Here is an 18,215-nt window from a genome sequence, read left to right on the forward strand (position 1 = left end):
GCTTTTCTTTACACATTTTTATTTTCTAATTGTGTAAACTTTTTTCCGTACAAGTCAAACATGCAATAGAGGACCGAGGTTTATCCGTTATTGATTCACTATTTGCCTGATTTGAGCTATCCCGTTCCCGCGCTCCGACGCGGGATCGCAAGGAAACAGGCGTTATCCTGAACCTACAAATGAAGATTTAGGATGTGGCAGGCTATTTTGCGATCCCGCGTCGGAGCGCGGGAACAGGATAGCTCATTATTTCTTATAAGTGTATGCTCTTTTTCAAAGCGATGCCTACCCTTTTTTAGAAATATCCTACAGCCTGGAGGTTATGTAATCGATGATATCCAGACAGAGTGCCGTCGTCTGGTCATTCACATCGAGTTCGGGATTCAGTTCGACCAGGTCCATCGACTTGATCAGGTTGGTGGAAAGCATATGTTCGACGAAGTCTTTGAACTCGTCCGGCATCAGCCCCTCGCAGACACGTGTGCCCGTGCCAGGAGCAAAGCGGGGATCGATACTGTCCACGTCGATACTGAAATGAACATTGCGTATCTTCCGTTCCTTCAGCTTCCGCTTGATATCTTCGGCAACAAAACCGATGCCTTTCAGGTGGATCGTGTCCATCGTATAGACACTCAGTTGCTCGCGCTCGATCAACTCCTGTTCGCCTTCGTCCAGGCTGCGGGTACCGACCAGAAAGACGTTCTGCGGATTCACCTTGTTGCCGGGAGCGTAGACATTCACCAGTTCTTCGCTACCCATCCCCATCAATGCGCTGAGTGGCATTCCGTGGATATTGCCGCTCGGAGACGTCTCGCTCGTATTGATATCGCCGTGTGCATCCAGCCAGATAATACCGAAATCGTCGAAACACTTCCCCACTCCGGAAGCACTACCTAATCCCAACGAATGGTCGCCGCCGATCACCAGCGGGAAAGCGCCGCCACGCAAGGTGTCATAGACCAGCTCCGCCAGATTATTGTTGACCTCGACAATCGCATCCAGATATTTCATACTCTGCCCACGGGCAAACTTATCCGCTTCCGAAACGGACGGGACATACAGGTTGCCCAGATCGAAAGCCCGGTGGCCGTTCTTCCGGATCAAAGCCATCAGCCCCCGTTCGCGCAAGTGGTTCGGGGCACGCTCCACTCCCTCACGGTCGCACCCTAAATTCAGGGGAACTCCTATCACATTTATCTTCATAGGCAATCAGAATTGTGCAAATGTATCTTTTATAATGCCGACAGCCTCCATCATCTGCTCGCGCGTAATCACCAACGGCGGCGTGAAACGGATGATATGGTCGTGCGTCGGCTTGGCAATCAACCCGTTTTCTTTCAAGGCAAGACAGATATCCCAGGCGACCTTGCCTCCGCGCGGTTCGGTCACGATGGCATTCAGCAGTCCCTTACCCCTCACCTGTTTGATCATCGGGTTGTCGATCCTTTCCATCTCGCTACGGAAAAGGGCACCCATCTCGAATGCGTTTTCCGAAAGATGCTCGTCGCGCACCACTTCGAGGGCCGCTATCGCCACACGCGCAGCCAAAGGATTGCCGCCATAGGTGGAACCATGTTCACCCGGAGCGATTGTCAGCATGATCTCATCGTTGGCAAAGACTGCCGACACTGGCGTAACGCCGCCCGACAGGGCTTTACCCAAAATCAAAATATCGGGATGAACGGCCTCATAATCACAGGCGAGCAACTTACCTGTCCGTCCGATACCGGTCTGGATCTCATCGGCGATAAAGAGTACATGATGTTGCCGGCACAGCTCATAGCAAGCACGCAGATATCCGTCGTCGGGGACAACCACACCGGCCTCCCCCTGTATCGGTTCCAGCAGGAAGCCGACCACGTCGGGGTCTTTCAAAGCCTCTTCCAACTCCGCCACATTATTATATTGTACTTTGATAAAACCGGGCGTATAGGGTCCGAAGTCTGCGTACGAACTGGGGTCCGTACTCATGGATATGATCGTGATGGTACGTCCGTGGAAGTTCTCGCTGCAAACGATGATCTTAGCCCGTTCGGGAGCAATCCCTTTTACTCGATATCCCCAGCGACGTGCTAACTTCAGGGCGGTTTCGACCGCTTCGGCACCGGTATTCATAGGCAGCAGCTTGTCATACCCGAAGAACTTACAGGCGAACTCCATATACTCGCCCAGCACATCGGCGTGGAAAGCACGCGACACTAATGTCAGTTGTTGCGCCTGATCTGTCAGCGCCTTAATGATCTTCGGATGGCAATGCCCCTGGCTCAGGGCGGAATAACCGGACAGGAAGTCAAAATAACGTTTTCCTTCCACGTCCCAAACATAAACGCCTTCTCCCTTTTGGAGAACGACAGGCAGGGGATGATAGTTGTGTGCACCATACTTCCCCTCGCGGGTGATGTAATCTTCCGGTCTCATCTTCATTCAGATTTAAAATTAGCAGACTGTAAGCGTTTCCTACGTCCATGAGCCAAAGGTAAGAAATTACGCTAACACATTGTCACCAAAACATATATGTTAAGAAACATAAGTCAGCTTATACTTACCGGACGCAGACGACGCAGATCACGCAGATTGACGCAGATATATTATTAAAAATAAGTCTGCGTTCCTCTGCGTGATCTGCGTCGTCTGCGTCCGGTAAATACAAAAGAAGGGACGACTGTTATGTCATCCCTTCTTAAAAAATGTGGCGTGATAATATATGAATCTTGAGAATTAAAAGGTTTGATAAAATTATTACTTTATTACTCTATTGTTATTTATTAGTCTTTAATGCTACCGGTTTGAATAATAAGGCAAACAGGATCAATAATATGAATGAGAATATTGTCGAAATAGCAAAGACAACGGGCCAGTCGCACTTATCCCCGTCGCGGAAAAGACCGATCAGCCAACCGTTCCAGAGCGTCCCGATCAGGAAGCCGATGCCCCATACCAGGAAGAAAAGCAACCCTTGCGCCTGCGCCTTCATTTCTTTGGGCGCCACATTATCCGTATAGACCTGGCCGCCCACAAAGAAGAGACCGAAAATCAATCCGTGCACAATAATTCCAATATAATAGAACCACTGTTGCCCGGTTTCCGCACCGAGGTAGAATGATGCGTAGCGGACCACCAAGGCGATCATACCGAAGATTAGGGTATTCTTGATCCCGGACTTGATCAATATCCAAGTGGTAATGACGAGGAAGAACATCTCCGCCAATTGCCCGAGGTTCAGCGTCACGGTTATATTCTGTACCTGTTCGTCAGCCAGGATCATCGAACCATATACGTGGTACAGGTTGAACGGGATGATCGCCAGGAATGTCAGGATCATAAAGGCGCGGTAATTCTTATCTTTCATCAGCGAGAAGGCGCTGAATCCGGTTATGTCCATGACCGAGATACCGGCACTCTTATCGACCGAAGGAGGCGTATGCGGAAGTCTCAGGTTCAGAAGGGCAGCGACGAAACAAACGGCGGCACCGCAATACATCGGCAAGTTCGTATCGTCGAAAGCCGGAAGATGCATCACATGGAGCGCGATCACACTGAAGATACCCGAAGCGACCCACCCCACCGAACCGAACATACGGATACGCGGGAACTGCTCCGAAGGCGTATGGCTCATGGCAATCGTACTGGTCAGGCTCTGCGTCGGCATGTGGCAAAGCATCGCCAGCACCACGAATGTCATCAACGGGGCAAACGAATCCTGCTGTGCGGCAAAAAGCAAAAAGACACCGGTTAGTATATTCAGTACGGCCAATATCTTCTCTGCCGCAAAATAACGGTCGGCAATCGCACCGATAAAGGAAGAAGCCATCGCACCGATCGCCATCGCACTCAGCACTAACGAAACCTGGTAAACCTCCAGCTTAAGCGTATGGGAAAGATAAGCGGCCAGCGGAACCCACCATACGGCACTCAGCATATACTGCATAAACATCATCGTGCAGAGCTGAACTTTTGTTCCGAATCCTTGTTTTGAAGTAAGAGTGTTCATATGATTATTAGAATAAAAGGTTTCTACGACCTGTGTTTTTACATGATACAAATGTAGAGATTCCCTCAGGCCGGTTTGTCCGACCTTGTTGCAATCTTTCCCGTATTTATCTCATTCTCTGAGAATCTCACCCCTATTGAGATGATTTATGAAATCCGTGATACAATAAATGAAAACCCATACTGCATTTTTCCGTATCTTTCGCCCGTAATAGCAAAATCGCATATGAAGTACCTGAAGTTAATCTTATCAATCCTATTTATATTTTGTCTCACCCGGACATATGCCGACGACAGCAACTACCTTTTCCGCCATTACCAGGTCGAAAACGGGCTTAGCGACAATATGGCGACCTGCTGCGTGCAGGACGGAAAAGGATATGTCTGGATCGGGACGCGGGACGGTCTGAACCGCTTCGACGGCTACACCTTCAAAGTCTTCCGTAACGACCCCGACGAATCCGAGACGTTGGGAAGCAACTGGATCACCTGCCTGGGATGCGACCACGACGGCAACCTGTGGGTCGGGACGCTTTCGGGCCTTTACCAATATAATGACGAGAAGGAATCATTCCGGCATATCGCCTTTACCGCAGACAAGGGCATCGACATTTTCCAGTTCGACAAGGATAACAAGCTTTGGATACTGATGGATGGAAACCTGATCCAGTATAACACGGAAGACAACCAGTTCCGTATCTTCTCCTCCGAGAATAACCAGAATTACACCTCGTTCTGCATCACCCGTGAGAACAATATCTGGATCGGAAGCTCGGACGGCCATATCATGTTGCTGAATCCGGAAGACGAGACAACAGAGTCTTATAATGTATTCACCCATTCTTCCCCGAACACGCCCCGGAAGCTGTCCATGCTCTACCCCTCGCCAACAAACGACCGTATCTACATTGCTTTCGAGCACGACGACGTCAAGATATTCGATCCTGCGACATGCGACTACCAGGACCTCAACATCCAAAAGATCAACCAGCTTACGATCCTGATCAACAGCTTTCTGGAAAAAGACGCCAATGAACTGTGGGTCGGAACGGATTCCGGACTGTTCATTTATAAGATCGACACCGGAGAATGTACCCGCATACGGCAGGACCCGTTGGACCCATACGCCCTGTCGAGCCATTTCATCTCGGCCTTCTGCCGGGACAGGGAAAACGGCATCTGGATTTGTTTCCACCAAAACGGCCTCAACTATTATTCTCCCTTCCGCCCATTCCACGTACACTATCCCTGGGACGGGCAGCACTCGATGAAGGGGGAAGTGATACGGGATATCTGTACCGACGTATATGGGAATATATGGGTCGGGACGGAAGATGCCGGCATCAACTGTCTGGAAAAGAAAACCGGGACCTTCACCAACTACCAGCCGGTACCGGGAGGCAACGGACTGTCGCACACCAATATCCGGGGATTGGCCGCATCGGGCGACCGGCTCTGGATCGGACATGTCATCCACGGTATCGACCTGATGGATATCAAGACGCGGAAAGTGATCAAACACTACAACCTGCTGAAAGATTCGGTAACGGTGAAAAACAGTGCCATACGCTGCATCAAAGTCTCGCAGGAAGGACAAATATATGTCGGCACCGATGACGGCGTGTATAAATACGACTTCCTGAACGACCGTTTCCTCTACGCCCCGCAGTTTCCGCCTTTCGCGGTGAATTGTATCTACGAAGACCGCCTGGGCAGAATCTGGACCGGTATGTTCAACCGCAGTTTCTACTACAACCCGATCAGTAATTCCGGCATGTACCTGCCATACGACAAGCTGAACACACAACGGCACAACTTCGTGAACGACGCCTGCGAAGACAAAGATGGCAACATGTGGTTTGCAACCGTGGAAGGCGTAATCAAATATGATTTCCAGACAGGCGAATCCCTGCACTACACCGTAAAGAACGGCATGCCCAGCAACGTCGCCTTCCGTATCCTGCGTGACGAGAACGAGCATATGTGGATCAGTACGGCAAACGGCCTGGTCAGCCTCGAACCCGGAACGGGGAAAATCACGACCTACACCGAGTCGCATGGGTTGATCACCCGCCAGTTCAACGACAACTCGGCTTTCAAAGATAATGAAGGGACTTTCTACTTCGGCTCCGTAAAAGGTTTCATCCACTTCAATCCGTCCGAAGTCATTCCGACCGCCGAAATGATGAATGTGCACTTGGGTAGCCTGGAAATCCAGAATGAAGAAAGCGAGAAACGGATTATCAACTGTTCCGCCGAATCGGAGCCGAAGAAAATCACGCTGACACACAAACAGTCCACTTTCAGCATCAACTTCTCCGCCCTCAATTTCATCGCGCCCAAATCCATCCAATATTCATACCGGATGGGTAATACGGAATGGATTCCCATAGGCGAACGTAACACGGTCTATTTCACAGAGCTACACCCGGGCGATTATACCTTCGAGGTACGTGCCGCCAACCTGTCGAATACGTGGAGCGACACGCCGACACGGCTGAATATAACCGTCTTGCCGCCCTGGTGGGCTTCGAACACGGCCTATGCTTCCTACCTCGGTGTCATACTCGCCATTATAGCCGGGTCGTTCTGGTCCTGGCGGCTGAAGACCAAACGGGCGATGGCCTACAATATGCAGTTGTTCGAAGACCAGAAAGAAAAGGAGCTGTATCAGGCAAAGATAGACTTCTTTATCAATATCGCCCACGAGATCCGCACACCGCTCACCCTGATCAAGAATCCGCTCGAACGGCTCCTGAAATCCGATAAGATCGGTGAAAAGGAAAACAAGTCCCTGACACTGATGGACAAAAACGTATCGCGCCTTCTGTCGCTGGTCAACCAACTGTTGGACTTCCGCAAAACGGAGATAGAAGGATATCGCCTCAGCTTCGTCCGGACGGAGATCGTCACGCTCCTGACCGAGACTGCCAAACGTTTCCAGGAATCGGCTACGGCAAACGGCCTGTTGCTGAACCTCGACCTGTCGCTATCCGAACTTTATGTATTTGTGGATAAGGAAGCGATTACCAAGATATTCAGCAACCTGTTCTCCAATGCGATCAAATATGCGGCAGGCAGTATCATCGTGCGCCTGCAGCTCGCACCCGACTACGAGACATTCACGATCGACTTCATCAACGACGGCAAGCCGATCCCCGCTGAAATAGGGGAAAAGATATTCGAGCCTTTCTACCGGATAGCAGGAGATGCCGGCAGCAAGCCTGGTACAGGACTCGGACTGCCCTTAGCGCGTTCGCTGACGGAGATGCATAACGGCACCCTTCAACTGGCGAAGTTTGCCGATGGCCCGTCCATGACCATGTTCCGCCTGACCTTGCCGGTCAAGCTCCCGGAATCCATCAAACAGACGGAAGAAGAGGTAACGGCACAGGCCACGCCACAACGGACGGACTTCATCCACGATGAATCGCGCCCGACAATCCTGATCGTTGAAGACAATAAGGAAATGGCTACTTTCATTGCCGATGAAGTCAACCAGTTGTATAACGTAACGCTGGCCGGGAACGGAGCGGAAGCGATCGGACTGTTGAAGAAACATAGCATCCAACTTATTATCAGCGATGTGATGATGCCTGTAATGGACGGTTTCTCCCTGTTGAAGGAAGTAAAGACAGATATAGAATTCAGCCATATCCCGGTCATCCTGCTGACGGCCAAGAACACGATGCAGTCGCGCCTCGAAGGATTGGAGTTAGGGGCGGACGCTTATCTGGACAAACCTTTCTCGACCAGCCTGCTGATGGCACAGATATCCAACCTGATCTCGAACCGCGACAACATACGCAAGTTCTATTTCAACTCCCCGATCGCCAATATGAAATCGATGGCATACACAAAGGCGGATGAGAACTTCCTTGAAAAGCTGAACGAGATTATCAACGAGCATATCGGCAACCCCAACCTGGATGTAAACATGATTGCCGACCTGATGCACCTCAGCCGTCCGACCCTGTACCGGAAAATTCGCGCCATCTCCGATCTGACACCCAACGAACTGATCAAGATCAGCCGTCTGAAAAAAGCGGCCGAACTCCTGATACAAGGAAACATGAAGATATATGAGATATCGGAAGCAACCGGTTTCAGTTCCCAGTCCTATTTCTGGTCCGCCTTCATCAAACAGTTCGGCATGAGCCCGTCGAATTATGCGAAAGAGAATAAGTAATAACAAAAAAGGCACGGATCGATATAATCCGTGCCTTTTTTATTATTACTACTTGTTCTTACTCCTGGTTAGCCAGAAAATTCTTCAGCGGATTTGTGTACATTTCCAGCATCTTTGTACGCAGGAATGCTTCATCCTTATTCGGTAATACGATTTTATCCAACTGGCCTTGCAGGTATTCTTCAAACTGCTTCTTGTCCTTCAAGCCGTAGTGTTCGCTGAAACGGTGCGTTCCGGTCAGCATATCATAAGCTACATAATTGCAGGGATAGAAACGGTAATGTTTATAAATCTCCTTGTCGATAATAGTGGCAACAGCATTGATCAGTTCATTCTTCTCCATATTCGGATCCAACCGGGCAAGCTGGTCGTTAATCGGCTGAGTCAGGGTAAAGTGGACACGTCCCTTGTTATTCAGAATACCGGTCTCCATACTCAACAGGTCGTCGCGCTGGCACTTTACAAACTCGGGATCGTCGCGTTTCTGCTGAAACTCCTTTGCTTTCAGGAAGTCGCACGGGTCGAACTCATAAGAGATCGCTACCGGGAAGATATTCAACTCCATCAGGTTCGACAGGAAATCCTTATCGCCACTCATGTTCAACATCTTCAGGATACTGCCCTGCGTACGGTCGTCGGAATCCTTGGCGCGGCCTTCACGCTGCGCAATCCAGACAGACTCTTTCGTCTCGGTGATCGTATGGCGGATATAAGCGGAAAGCACCTTGCTCACTTCCAACATCTGGCGCACCGGGATATTACGTTTGACAATAAAGCTGTTGTTCAGGCGTACCAACGTCTCGATCCAGGGACGGATCAACAGGTTATTACCAATGGCTACCTGTGTCATTCCATAACCCACATCATACAGCATGACATTCAGGAATGAAGCATCCAACACGATGTCGCGGTGGTTAGAAATAAAGGTACAAGGCTTTTTATCCTTCGGTAAACGGCTACGGCCGGAAATCGTCAGCGAGAAAGTGGTCTTGTTTGCCACTAACATAACTGCCTCATACGCCAATTTAGACTTAAAGTCTTCTTTCGTCTTAAAGGAGCGCATGGTTTCGGAAAACTCTTTCCAGTTCACATCCGGCTCTATATACCGAAAGGCCCGCTCGAAATCTTCGTTGGCAACAAGCGATTCGATCGCATCTTTTACCTCGTCGTTATTCAGCGGACGAATATCGTCAAAATTATTAATCGGAACTTCCATATCTTTTAGTTAAACTCGTTTTCTATAATATCAGTCATTACATCTTTTATATCCAGACCGGCAGCCCGTACTTGCTGCGGGATAAAACTGGTCGCCGTCATGCCGGGAGTGGTATTGATTTCGAGCAGTTTCGGTTCACCGTCTGCCGGAATAATATAATCCACACGGATCAGGCCTTTGGCGCCCAATATATCGTATATTCTTGATGTCTCGCGTTGTACCTTTTCTGTTAGTTCTGCAGAAATGCGGGCCGGTGTAATCTCCTGCACCTGGCCGTTATACTTGGCGTCGAAATCGAAGAACTCATTATCCGTTACGACTTCGGTAAGCGGGAACACCACTTCTTTTTCCGCTGTCTTATAGCAACCGCACGTCACCTCGGTCCCTTCGATAAAACTTTCGATGACCACTTCGCGCCCTTCGCCGAAAGCCTTCTCGATAGCCGGCCGGATCGCCGAAGCCTCTTTCACTTTCGTCACTCCGAAGCTGCTACCGCCATCGTTCGGTTTGACAAAAACCGGAAGCCCGAGGCTGCCGACCACTTCTTCGTCCGTAACCGTCTGTCCTTTGAACAAATGTATGGAACGGGCAATATTGACACCGAATCCTTTCAGATAGTGATTGCAGGCGAACTTATTGAAAGTAAGCGCACTCACAAACATTCCGCAAGAAGAATAAGGCATTCCGATCATATCAAAATAACCCTGCAGGCGTCCGTCTTCTCCCGGAGTACCGTGAATCGTAATATAAGCAAAATCAAAATGTTTGACCTCGCCATTCTCGCGGAAACTGAAATCGTTTTTATCTATTGGCGTATGTTCCCCTCCGGGAAGTTTCACTGCCCATTCGTTTCTTTTAACGATGGCAATATATACATTATATTTGTCTTTATCAAGAAAAGAGTAGATTCCTTCAGCACTTTTTAAAGAAATAACAATTTCGGAGGAATCACCTCCGGCTACAATAGCAATGTTCCTTTTCATCTTTATAGTTCTTTAGTATTTGCATATACGCGCCATTTATCGATCAATGCAGTCATGTCGGCAGGTATTTCGGAATCAAAAAACATTTCCTCGCCTGTAGTCGGATGAACAAAGCCTAACGTCTTGGCATGAAGCGCCTGACGGGGACAAATGGCAAAACAGTTATCGATAAACTGTTTATATTTAGAAGAGGTTGTTCCTTTCAATATCTCATTTCCGCCATAACGCTCGTCGTTAAACAAGGTATGGCCGATATATTTCATGTGGACGCGAATCTGATGCGTACGCCCTGTCTCGAGACGGCATTTCACGAGCGTGACATAGCCTAAGCGTTCCTGTACGGAATAGTGCGTAACAGCCGTCTTGCCCTGATCTCCTTCGGGAAACACGATCATCTGCATGCGGTCACGGGGGTTGCGGCCGATGTTGCCTTCGATCCGGCCTTCGTCTTCACGCACGATGCCCCACACTAATGCACGGTATTCGCGTTTGGTTGTCTTATGGAAAAACTGCATACTGAGATGCGCCTTTGCTTCCGGTTTTTTGGCGACAACAAGCAGTCCGGATGTGTCTTTATCGATGCGGTGCACGAGCCCCAGCGCGGGATCGTTCGGATCGTACGTAGGATCATCCTTCAGATACCAGGCAAGGGCATTCACCAACGTGCCTGTATAGTTTCCGTGTCCGGGATGCACCACGAGTCCCGCCGGCTTATCCACCACTAACAGGTCGTCATCTTCGTACACGATTTTAATCGGAATATTTTCAGGGAGAATCTCAAAGGTCCGCGGAGGCCGTGTCATCATGATCGTCACGACATCTTCCGGCTTCACCCGGTAATTACTCTTCACCGGCTTACCGTTCGCCATGATGCAACCGGCATCGGCGGCCGACTGTATCCGGTTCCTTGTAGCCCCAAACATGCGGTCGACCAGGAATTTGTCCACACGCAACAACGACTGTCCGCGATCGGCAACGAAGCGGAAGTGTTCATACAGTTGAGGGGCCTTATCTTCGCCCTCTTCCGGCTGCAACAGGTCGTCTACCTGTTCATCATCCATTTCGTCCAAAAACTCATCCATAGTTAAAACCAGTTTTCTTCTTCACTATCCAACGATTCGACCGGAACACTGTCGTCCGGCAACCCGAGCGAGTCCGCCGGCATCTCTGCATCGCCGCTGCTGACCTTCAGGACCAGCGGAGCGGTAAGCGGCACATGTTCGCCCTTTTGGAGCGTGCGTCCGTTCAGTTCGACACTCAGAGCCAAGTCTTTAAAATCACCGGGCACATATTCGATCTCGATCTTTTCAAATCCGCGGGCACGGAGGATGGCATAAGCCTGCCGGAAAGAGAGATCTTCCACTTCCGGAATCGTCGCCATCTGCGAGGTAAGCGCGTTCACCGTGATGAACACGATACGTCCTTCTTTCACTTTCGAGCCGGCCATCGGCACAAGCTCGACAATCGCACCCGGCTTCACATCTTTAGAAAAGACGGAGTCGATCACGTTATAGCGTAAATTACTATTCTTAAAAAATTCAGCGGCTTCTTCGATTCTCAGTCCTTTGACATCCGGCACCACAACAGCCTCATTGTGCCGGGTGTACGAGTCGAGCCACTTCAGTGTTCCGAATACCAGAGCACAGGCTACGACGACAGCCAGCAACAAATTTAAGACGTACGGATTTTTTATCAGCTTAACTAAAAAGTCTTTCATTTCTATCTTGTATTTGTAGGCGGGTCAAAAGTAGAAAACAAAGCCGTTAAAACAAAGAAAGTAAAGGCTTTTTAGTAAAAACCTCTACTTTCTTTATGAAAAATCTTCAAACGGAAAGAATTATCCGTTGTATTCGTCAGAAACTGTTAATTTAGCTCTTCCTTTAGCACGACGAGAAGCTAATACTCTGCGGCCATTAGCTGTAGCCATTCTTGAACGGAAGCCGTGCTTGTTCTTTCTTTTCCGGTTGGAAGGTTGAAATGTTCTTTTCATCTTTCTGTATATTATTTATTATTATCTTATTCTCATACCAATTTGGGCTGCAAAGATAGAGGCTTTTTTTTAATAAACAAAGAGTTGCCTCAAAAAACTTTCAGCAAACGACAACCGCACCTTGCTTGAAAACGGAAGGCAGCTAAAATATCCCTCCCTTATACATATCATTAAAGTTCGTATGCTGTCCCTCCAACTTCTGCGCTTCGTCACCTTCGGGATTCAGTTCGATCGACTTTTTCAGGTCTTCGAAAGCGCCTTCCTTATCACCTTTCAGGTTCTTGGCGCGACCACGTTCGGCATACGCTTTGGCAAACTCGGGTTTCAGGTCGATCATTTCGTCAAAGAAAGAAATGGCTTCATCCAAACGCTCCTGTGCGATCAGCAGATTGCCGGTCAACAAGGCGGCTTCGTCGTTAAAGGGATTCAGCTCCAATGTATTCTGATAGTCGGCAGCAGCGGCATCCAAGTTTCCCATTGCTTCATGAATACGGCCTCTCAGCAGATAAGTCGTTTCTTCTTCGGGGGCCAGTTCGATCGCCTTTTCGACATCGGGAAGTGCCTCGGTAGCCTGCGACATAGATAATAATATCTGGGCACGCATTAGGTAGGCATCCGTAAAGTCTTCTTTCAAGGCAATCGCTTTAGTCAGGTCGGCAATCGCACCCAGCGGATCGGCGGTGGTCCGTTTTGCCTTCCCCATCAGGAACCATGCCAGGTGGTTCGTATCTTCCAGTTCGAGGACATGCTGGCAATCAGCAATCACATCGGCATCTTTATCCAACATAAAAAGCACGCTTACCCTTGTCAGACGCGTATTGATATGGTCGGGTTCCAACTCGACCATCCGGTTCAGCACTTCGAGCGCTTCTTCCGCCTTATTTGCAACCGTATAGGCAGCAACCAGATAAGTCATCGTCTCAAAATCCTCCTGCAGGTTCAATGCCTCGGTAAAACATTTGATTGCATACGCCACCTGCCCCATCTTCTGAGCACGGACACCGTCGTATTTCAATATATCGAATTTCTTCTGATCGCTCTTTGCTTTTTCCTCCTCCGGCGTTGCAGCCTTGGATGACGAGAATAAAGATGTAAAAAAGTTTCCCATAACGTCTTGCTATTTGTTTCGAACGGCAAAGATATAAAAAATAATGAGTCAATGGTAATGGGCCAACATCCTTTCCATCTCCTCTCTCATCTCCCTAACAGCAGTACTTTGAACTTTCGGTTCTTTGGTCAAAACAGCTTTGGCAGCAGATTGAAATTTATCAGCCTGGTAGAAATCCGGTTCCGCATATAACTTTGCTAATAAATAGTATGGATACAATCTTTCCGGCAGTATTCCGATTGCATGAAGCAATTCCTTTTCCGCTTCCCTGTAATTTCCTATAGCCTGCTTATTTTTAGCAATCATATACCGAATCATCGGATCTCCACTTAATAACTTCGCACGTTCTAACAACTGTATAGCTTTTGCATATTGTCCCGTCTTATTCAAGCATTGCGCTTCTTCAAATAAAAACTCCGGTTTATGCTTTAGTCTGTCATGCAGTGCCACATAATCATCCGCCACCGATCCATACGACTTATTCTTATAAAATATCTGCATCCGCCCCCACCGTTTATAAGCGTCATATTGCCCTTTCTGTCCATTGGTAATAGCAATCCCGCCCAATGCCAAAATCGTAATTACTCCTTTTACCGATAGTGTCCGATAGTTCCTCTTTCCCTCTTGAGAAGAAATAAGAGATATGTTTTCTTCCGTTACACATATCGCTCCTAAAAACACCAGCACCACCCAAAACGCAGGTAACTGCAACGGATACGACGACACAGCAAACACGACCAGTGCCAATATTCCACCAACCGCTCCATTCTGCCTGTTTCGGATTCCATAATAGACAAAACTCCCCAACCATAACATAAAGACAATCAATCCCCCGATCCCCTGCTCAAGCCCAATTTGCAAATATTCATTAAATGCATATTCCGGACATCCAGCTACCAATTTTACCTTATTGCTCACAGCCCCTGTCTCGAAATATTGACCCTGCATTTCTGCATATGCTTCAGGAAATCCACCCAAACCTATTCCCATAATCGGATGTTCGGCTATCACCTTTCTTGTCACTTTCCACATTAGTAACCGTCCATCCGCTGAATCCTGCTTTAGTTCATATATCCCCACTACTGCACAACCCATCAATATAGCTACAATCATTATAAACAGTATCGTAGCACTCCGATATCGCCTGCATACAGCCTTTGTCTTTTCCCATCCGATCCGTTCCACCCAATAAACCCATCCGCACGCCACAATTGCCGCCATCCACGCCGACCGGCTCATTCCGGCAGGCAAAACAATCAAGATCGCTCCGACACATATCCAGGCAAAATAGTGTATCAGCCGTTGAAACCGCAAGGTCGCCCACAGGCAAACCGGCAATACGACAGTGATATACCCAGAGTAGGGACCCGGATTAAAGAAAGAACCTGTCAGCCGGAAAAGCGAGTGATTAGAATAGCTGTAACCGTGCAATTGCTGCATTCCCCAGACCGCCTCGGTCAATCCGGTAAGCATCAGTACAAGCAGGAAAAAGAATTTCAGTGAAGAATATTCCGTCAGAAAATAACGCAACAGGAACCACAAGACCAATAACTGCGCGCCAAAGAGCAGCTTCTCCGGTTCGGGATTCAGCTGCCAGTCATACGTCAGCAACGTGATCCCAGAAAACAAGAGCAACAACCCGTCCGGCAGCGCAAACGGAATACTTATCCTCTCACCGAGCCATACCGTACCAATCGTCCCGATTGCCATCAGCAACATTACGAAGTGGAACCAGAAGACTTTCCCCATTACAATGCCGTTAGCCAATCCGCTGTCAGCAACGAGCGGCGTGGCAAGCAGCATTGCCCCAAAAACGGATGTCAGCGCAATCCGGACTCCATGCCTATGGAGTTTCTGTTCCATGCCAGTATCTTTTATCAATATCTATAGTTAATCTCATGTCCAAAAACTTGTTCCCCGTTTTCTGCAAAGAAAACTTGTTCTTCCTTTCCTTTAGTCAGGTTGCGAAGCCATAATAAAGAATTGTGTGGTACACGATAATATAATTCCCGACCTTTAGCAGTTTGCTTACCAAGGGATTTCCACCCTTCTATCCCTGAAAAATAGAACAATTCATACTCATCACCTGCCCAGACGAAGTTATCATCGTTACGAGGTGAAAAACTAATTTTCCCGACTGAGGTCAGCTTTCCCATATCAAAACCAATTGCACAAGAGGAATCTCGCAGATTGATATAAGTCAAAATATTCCCGTCTGTCAAATCCTCCGGATTGTAAACTGGCATCATTTCCGGCAAAGGCAAGAGCTCAATCGGCTGTACCGCATCACGGTCGGAATAAATCGCCAATTCTGCCAATTCAAGCCTGTAATCAGGAGGTGCAACATAGCGCATATACCGGAATTGCCCTTGGTGTAATGGAACTACCTCAATCAGATTGGATTGTAATGTATCCGTGATCTCATACAGCAAGATCGCATCTTTGAAATCCCTTCTACAAGCCGCCTCGAAACGTCCGCCAATCAGATCTTTCTGTATATTACGAAATAAAGGCATTAAAGGCATTTTACGTACGAGTCGTACTATATCCAGTCGCGTCGTATCGGGACGTAAAAAACGCAAACTATCTTTTACTAAAATGAAAGGATCTCCGACAGGAACCAATTCGTGCCCATCTTTACCAACCGGCATATAGATATTATCCGGCTCCACATTCCGAAAGATAACTTCTCCACCTTCGTTTTTCGCAATATCAATCGGAATCCATTCCCCACGGTTGAATACGCCGAGATAAGCCAATGGCTCCCGGTTTTTCCACAATGGGACAGGAACTTCGTTCGTTCCCGAATAGTTATTCGTCACATCCCGTATGAACCTATTTTTAAAAAATGAAGGAACTGCTGTTGCTACTGTGATCCCGGCTATTGGCTCCGGTTGTATCCCGAAACAATAACGATACACTTTCCCTTTTTTACGCCCATCGTCTTTCATCTCACGGCTCGCTTCAAACTGGGTGTACCAAAACGGCAGGAAACGCCCAGTCGTGTCGCGCACAACACTCCACATGTGCCCTTGTTGATATTCAGGAGAATAAGAATAAAAATCAATCGCTACCGGTATTCCGCAAGCTCGCATGGCATAGGTGGTGATGTCACACGATTCACGGCAATAACCGATGCGATTGTCCAATAGGAATTCACCTCCCAACCGAGGCAATGAAAAGTCCGTATTGTAATAATAGGATTCTTTTTTCAACTCACCAGCAAGAATGCGACATGCTTCCACCACATCTGTCCCATTCGGATAAAGCGAGTCTAAAAGTGGCACATATCGTTCATAATACATCCTCCTCCAAGCAGTTAAGGGTTCATCACCAATGCGGTAAGGCAGAATTAACTCGCAAAACTCCCCAAAAGGCAAATTACGATTCCAGGAATATTTGCGGTATACTTCGAAAGCGAGATCTATATTTTCGATCAGATAACAAGCTGTCATGGTTTGCACATCCGTTTTTCTAACTGATGAATAAAACGAAACACCCTGCCATTTGGCAACATCAACTTTTGGAATAAACAAATTTCTGGCTCCCTGAACCAGTACGGGACGTATGGAATCGAGCAAAGGACCCTCGTAGCCATACCAACGGGGCATGTTCCGGATCAAGAAACGAGCGGCTGCCAACTTTTCCGGCTCGTCTTGATAATGTAACAAGACCCTTTCCAACTCAGGTCTGTTTTCTCCTGCAAGATCCAAAGCATATTCAATCTGTTTATCCTTATTGAAAGAACAAGCGGAAAACAATACTATCAGGCATATCAAGATTTTTGTATTCATATAAATTTCTTTTTCTTCATGTTAGTGTATAGTTTTCAAAAATCGTTCCCAACGAAATTTGCCAGTATAGGGATTAACCGATTTCCAGATAAAAGTCGCTTTTCCAACGATATATTCTTCCGGCAGCAATCCCCAATAACGCGAATCCTGCGAGTTTTCCCCTTTGTCGCCTGCCATAAAGTAATAGTTTTTCTGAAAACAGTAGTCTTTGATCGGTTTACCATTAAGAAAAACGGTTGAATCTTTATACTCTATTTTAGTTTTTTGTTCCCAAGCTATAAGTTTATGATACAATAGATAATTCTTCCTATCTATTGGCAACCGGTCACCGACTTTAGGAATATAGAGTGGACCAAAGTTTTGAATATTCCAATCAATAATGCCGATAGAGTTATATAGCAAACTACGATACACACCATCCGGGAACTTTCCCGGCAAAGTTTGTCCGATCTTTTGTTGTGACTCAATATTCCCTAATGGCTCGTCTATTCCTTCTACCTGAAATCGACCGTTCTTGATGGAAAGCGTGTCTCCCGGCAACCCGATACATCGTTTGACATAGTACTTCAAAATGTGCATTTCGATCCTGCTCCAATTATTCGAATACGGAAAATTGAAAACCAACACATCATTCCTCTTAATTTTTCGAAATCCAGGAGCCCTATGGATCTCAACTTGTTCAAACCGCAACGTGGCATTCAAGTTGAAAAGCCTTGCTCCCAAGGTTGGCTTCCAGATAAAGATAGCATCCCCTTCAATCAACTCAGGCTCCATAGAGTCGCTGGGAATACGGAAAGAGGAGAAGAGAAAGATTTGTGCCAATGTCCATAGTACAATCATTACACAAAGCAACAAAAACAGGTCGATTGTTTTTTCTAATACGATTTTCCATCTAATAAATAGTTCCATTGTAAATTTATCACATAATATTATTCACATTATATA

General features: G+C 47.6%; 13 protein-coding genes. 1 reads left to right on the forward strand and 12 read right to left on the reverse strand.

What is annotated here, in order from left to right:
* Positions 1 to 306 precede the first annotated feature (306 nt).
* The 3 genes from rocF to DWU89_RS15555 form a co-directional block, all read right to left on the reverse strand.
* Entirely contained in the window at positions 307 to 1,203 is an 897-nt protein-coding gene (gene rocF, locus DWU89_RS15545) for an arginase (RefSeq protein ID WP_115500553.1), read from the reverse strand.
* Between the two features lie 6 nt (positions 1,204 to 1,209).
* Positions 1,210 to 2,418 (reverse strand): ornithine--oxo-acid transaminase, encoded by a 1,209-nt coding sequence (rocD, locus tag DWU89_RS15550; protein WP_115500584.1) that lies wholly within the window; start codon positions 2,416 to 2,418, stop codon positions 1,210 to 1,212.
* A 340-nt stretch (positions 2,419 to 2,758) separates the two neighbouring features.
* Entirely contained in the window at positions 2,759 to 3,991 is a 1,233-nt protein-coding gene (locus tag DWU89_RS15555; RefSeq protein ID WP_115500554.1) for an MFS transporter, read from the reverse strand.
* A gap of 225 nt (positions 3,992 to 4,216) precedes the next feature.
* Here DWU89_RS15555 and DWU89_RS15560 point away from each other — a divergent pair, with 225 nt between their 5' ends.
* Positions 4,217 to 8,179 (forward strand): hybrid sensor histidine kinase/response regulator transcription factor, encoded by a 3,963-nt coding sequence (locus DWU89_RS15560; protein ID WP_115500555.1) that lies wholly within the window; start codon positions 4,217 to 4,219, stop codon positions 8,177 to 8,179.
* 58 nt (positions 8,180 to 8,237) lie between these two features.
* On the opposite strand, the gene DWU89_RS15565 is transcribed toward DWU89_RS15560, so the two are convergent.
* The 9 genes from DWU89_RS15565 to lepB all read right to left on the reverse strand — a co-directional run bounded on the left by DWU89_RS15565 (position 8,238) and on the right by lepB (position 18,179).
* Positions 8,238 to 9,395, reverse strand: a complete 1,158-nt coding sequence (locus DWU89_RS15565) for a 1-acyl-sn-glycerol-3-phosphate acyltransferase (RefSeq protein WP_115500556.1) — start codon at positions 9,393 to 9,395, stop codon at positions 8,238 to 8,240.
* A gap of 5 nt (positions 9,396 to 9,400) precedes the next feature.
* A complete protein-coding gene (locus DWU89_RS15570) occupies positions 9,401 to 10,378 on the reverse strand; it encodes a D-alanine--D-alanine ligase (RefSeq protein WP_115500557.1) in 978 nt (325 codons plus the stop codon).
* Positions 10,379 to 10,380: 2 nt separating this feature from the next.
* Positions 10,381 to 11,460, reverse strand: coding sequence for an RluA family pseudouridine synthase (locus DWU89_RS15575; protein ID WP_115500558.1), 1,080 nt, complete (start codon positions 11,458 to 11,460; stop codon positions 10,381 to 10,383).
* 2 nt (positions 11,461 to 11,462) lie between these two features.
* The gene (locus DWU89_RS15580) at positions 11,463 to 12,095 is read right to left on the reverse strand and encodes a PASTA domain-containing protein (RefSeq protein ID WP_115500559.1); all 633 of its coding nucleotides are present in this window, start codon (positions 12,093 to 12,095) and stop codon (positions 11,463 to 11,465) included.
* Positions 12,096 to 12,215: 120 nt separating this feature from the next.
* Positions 12,216 to 12,368, reverse strand: a complete 153-nt coding sequence (gene rpmH, locus DWU89_RS15585) for a 50S ribosomal protein L34 (RefSeq protein WP_005633099.1) — start codon at positions 12,366 to 12,368, stop codon at positions 12,216 to 12,218.
* Between the two features lie 142 nt (positions 12,369 to 12,510).
* Positions 12,511 to 13,476 carry a tetratricopeptide repeat protein gene (locus DWU89_RS15590; protein WP_115500560.1) on the reverse strand — a complete coding sequence of 322 codons (966 nt, stop codon included), beginning with the start codon at positions 13,474 to 13,476 and terminating at the stop codon, positions 12,511 to 12,513.
* A 48-nt stretch (positions 13,477 to 13,524) separates the two neighbouring features.
* Entirely contained in the window at positions 13,525 to 15,339 is a 1,815-nt protein-coding gene (locus tag DWU89_RS15595; RefSeq protein WP_222940365.1) for an O-antigen ligase family protein, read from the reverse strand.
* A gap of 14 nt (positions 15,340 to 15,353) precedes the next feature.
* Positions 15,354 to 17,270, reverse strand: coding sequence for a hypothetical protein (locus DWU89_RS15600; protein WP_115500562.1), 1,917 nt, complete (start codon positions 17,268 to 17,270; stop codon positions 15,354 to 15,356).
* A gap of 21 nt (positions 17,271 to 17,291) precedes the next feature.
* Positions 17,292 to 18,179: a signal peptidase I gene (gene lepB, locus DWU89_RS15605; protein ID WP_115500563.1), complete on the reverse strand. Its 888-nt coding sequence runs from the start codon at positions 18,177 to 18,179 to the stop codon at positions 17,292 to 17,294.
* Between the last annotated feature and the right edge of the window lie 36 nt (positions 18,180 to 18,215).

This window comes from Parabacteroides acidifaciens (assembly GCF_003363715.1).
Classification (GTDB): domain Bacteria; phylum Bacteroidota; class Bacteroidia; order Bacteroidales; family Tannerellaceae; genus Parabacteroides; species Parabacteroides acidifaciens.